A 2,860-nucleotide genomic window follows, 5' to 3' on the forward strand; every position below is an offset into this window, starting at 1 on the left:
CGCTGCGGCTGCTCCGCGAGCTGCCGCAGGACCAGGCCGAGGCCGTGCTGCTGCGGGTGGTGGTCGGCCTCGACGGCCCCGCCGCCGCGCGGGTCCTGGGCAAGCGTCCCGGCGCGGTGCGTACCGCCGCCTACCGTGGGCTGAAGCGCCTGGCGCGGCGTCTCGGAGCCGACGACGGGACGGCGGGTGTGACGGGAGACCGCCCCCGGACGCTGGGGGAGTCGACATGAGTGCGAGCGGCGGAGGACCGCCGGACAGGGACGGATACGGGCATGGGTGAACGGCAGAGCGACGGCGGGTTCCCCGGCCGTCGGCGCGTGCACCCGGACCGCGCCGTCTCCGGCGACCGGGCAACGGTCGCGCCGGCGGACCTGGAGACGTTCCTCGGTGCCGCGCTGCGCGCGGGCGCCGTCGACCCCCGGGCCGAGCAGCGCGCCACGGCCGCGTTCCGGGCCGCGCGGGACGCGGGTGCGCACCGGGCGCAGACCGGGCCCGCGGACGACTGGCGGCCGGTCGAGCGCGAACCCGTACGTGTACGGCGCTCGGTGAAGACCATGGCGGCGATGCTGCTGGCGAGCCTCACCCTGGGCGGCGTCGCGGTCGCGGCCATCGGCACGGTCGGCTCCTCCGGCCGCGGCGACGGTGACGGACATCGCGCGGACCCGACGGCCGGTGCCGAGGAGTCCTCCGCCGTACGGCCGTCCCGCGGCACCTCCCCGTCGTCCGGCCCTGCGACGCACAGCCGTCCGGACACCGCCAAGGACACGCTGGCCCGCTGCCGCGCCTACGAGCGGGTCAAGGACCGCGGCAAGGCGCTGGATTCGACCGCCTGGCAGCGCCTCGTCCGGGCGGCGGGCGGCGAGGAGAACGTCACGGCGTACTGCGCCGGGCAGTTGGCACAAGCAGAGTCCCTCAAGACCAGCAAGACCAGCAAGACCAGCAAGACCGGCAAGACCGGCAAGACCGGCAAGGCCGACAAGACCGGCGACAGCGGCAAGAGTGACGGCTCGGGCAACGCCGGCAAGGGCGGCCCGAAGGCGAAGGCCACCGAGAAGAAGTGATCCCGCTCACCCCGGGGTTGGCCCGAGGTGGCTCGATGTGTGCGGCCGAGGCAACGACCGGGGCCGCCACCCCCCACAGGAGAGGCCCCGGCCGTCGCGCGGCACGGGCCGCGCGGCGGCCCGTACTTCCTACAGCGCCATGAGTGCGTTTTCTGTCACACCTCACTGCGTCACGAGTTAGTTGCATCTTGTACGGACGTGGACGGGGAGCGGTTTCAGGTCGTAACGTGCCTTTCGCGTCGAGTGCAGATGCATGACCAATGCAACGATCGGCCGACTCGAAGCCGCGACCATCTACTGAGGAACCACGGGTGCTGGGGGACGACGCGGAGCTGACCGCCGCGGTGTGTGCGGCGCAGAACGGGGACGAGACCGCTTTCCGGACCGTGTACCGCACGGTGCATCCGCGCCTGCTCGGTTACGTACGGACGCTGGTCGGCGATCCGGACGCCGAGGACGTCGCGTCCGAGGCCTGGCTGCAGATAGCCCGTGACCTCGAGCGGTTCAGCGGGGACGCGGACCGCTTCCGCGGCTGGGCCGCCCGTATCGCCCGCAACCGCGCCCTGGACCACATACGGATGCGCGGCCGCCGCCCTGCGATCGGCGGCGACGAGACCGAACTGACCGGTCGGGCAGCCGAGTCCGACACCGCGGGCGAGGCCATAGAAGCCCTTGCCACCGACAGCACCCTCTCCCTCATCGCGCGGCTGCCGCAGGACCAGGCCGAGGCGGTCGTCCTGCGCGTGGTCGTGGGACTCGACGCCAAGACCGCGGCCGAGACGCTCGGCAAGCGCGCGGGCGCCGTCCGCACCGCCGCGCACCGGGGTCTGAAGCGGCTCGCGGAGCTGCTTGGTGAGGATCCGGAATCGGCCGGCGTGCTCGACGCGCTGCCGGCCCAGCGAGAACCGCGCGGCCGCGCGGTGTCGTCCGCCACTGTGACGCATACGCGTGCGCGGACGCAGAAGGACATGTGATGGCCGACAAGCGCTGTGTCTCTCCGGGGGACAACTCCCGGACCCCCGGCCAGTGGCTGAACCGTGAAGCGGCGGAACGTCTGCTGAGCGGTGAGTCGCCCGAAGTCGCCGACGCCCTTGCCCGCGAGCAGGCGGAACGGCTCGCCAAGGCGCTCGGTGCGCTGTCCGTCGACGCCGCCCCGACCGGTGCCGAACTCCCGGGTGAACAGGCTGCGTTGGCCGCCTTCCGCAAAGCCCGTGAGGCGGCGGCCGCCGAGGGGACCGTCGTGGGTCACCGCGGCGAGCCGTCCGCGCGCCGCTCCGGCCGTGGCCCGGACGCCGGCCTGGTCCGCATCGGCGGTCCGTCCCGCGCCGCCAGCCGCCCCCGCTGGGCCCGTCCCGTGCGCTTCGCGCTGGCCGCGTCGCTGGCCGCGGGCATGGTGGGCGGGGTCGCGGTGGCCGCCGGAACCGGGGCCCTGCCGACGCCGTTCGGCGACGACCGCCCGGGGCCCGCGGCCTCGGTCTCGGCCGACGCGCCCGCCGAGCACCCGGCCGGCCCGCCGTCCGGGGACAGCGTGCAGGGCGGTACCTCCGGCGCGCCGACGTCCGGCGCCGCGGCGAGCGGCACCCCCGGCGGCTCCTCGCGGGACACGGCGGGCAGGGACGGCCAGGACGACAAGGGAACGGACCGGGGCGCGGCCACCGACTCCGCGATCGAACCCGGCGGCACCGGCACCTGGTGGCGGGACGCGGCCGAGGCCTGCCGCGACATGCGCGACGGCAGGACGCTGGGCTCCCACCGCCGCGGCGCCCTCGAGGGAGCCGCGGGCGGAGCCCCACGAGTGT

At 75.1% G+C, this 2,860-nt stretch carries 3 protein-coding genes and 1 pseudogene; all 4 read left to right on the plus strand.

The genetic code is table 11. From position 1 onward, the window contains the following. Positions 1–230, plus strand: a 230-nt coding sequence (locus ACFW2E_RS44650) for a sigma factor-like helix-turn-helix DNA-binding protein (protein ID WP_384477268.1), incomplete at its 5' end; no start/stop codon positions are given. 42 nt (positions 231–272) lie between these two features. After that, positions 273–1,061: a hypothetical protein gene (locus ACFW2E_RS44655; protein ID WP_384477271.1), complete on the plus strand. Its 789-nt coding sequence runs from the start codon at positions 273–275 to the stop codon at positions 1,059–1,061. Positions 1,062–1,372: 311 nt separating this feature from the next. After that, on the plus strand, positions 1,373–2,035 hold the full coding sequence (locus ACFW2E_RS44660; RefSeq protein WP_384477274.1) for an RNA polymerase sigma factor: 663 nt from the start codon (positions 1,373–1,375) through the stop codon (positions 2,033–2,035). Next, positions 2,035–2,860: pseudogene (locus ACFW2E_RS44665) on the plus strand (hypothetical protein); the annotation flags it as partial. The gene ACFW2E_RS44660 and the pseudogene ACFW2E_RS44665, both read left to right, overlap by 1 nt.

Origin of the sequence: Streptomyces sp. NPDC058964, from assembly GCF_042741275.1 — a bacterium.
GTDB lineage: Bacteria > Actinomycetota > Actinomycetes > Streptomycetales > Streptomycetaceae > Streptomyces.

Excerpts from the sequence above, each read along its gene's own strand:
- ACFW2E_RS44655 (WP_384477271.1), top strand. The coding sequence starts at position 273 with ATGGGTGAACGGCAGAGCGACGGCGGGTTCCCCGGCCGTCGGCGCGTG.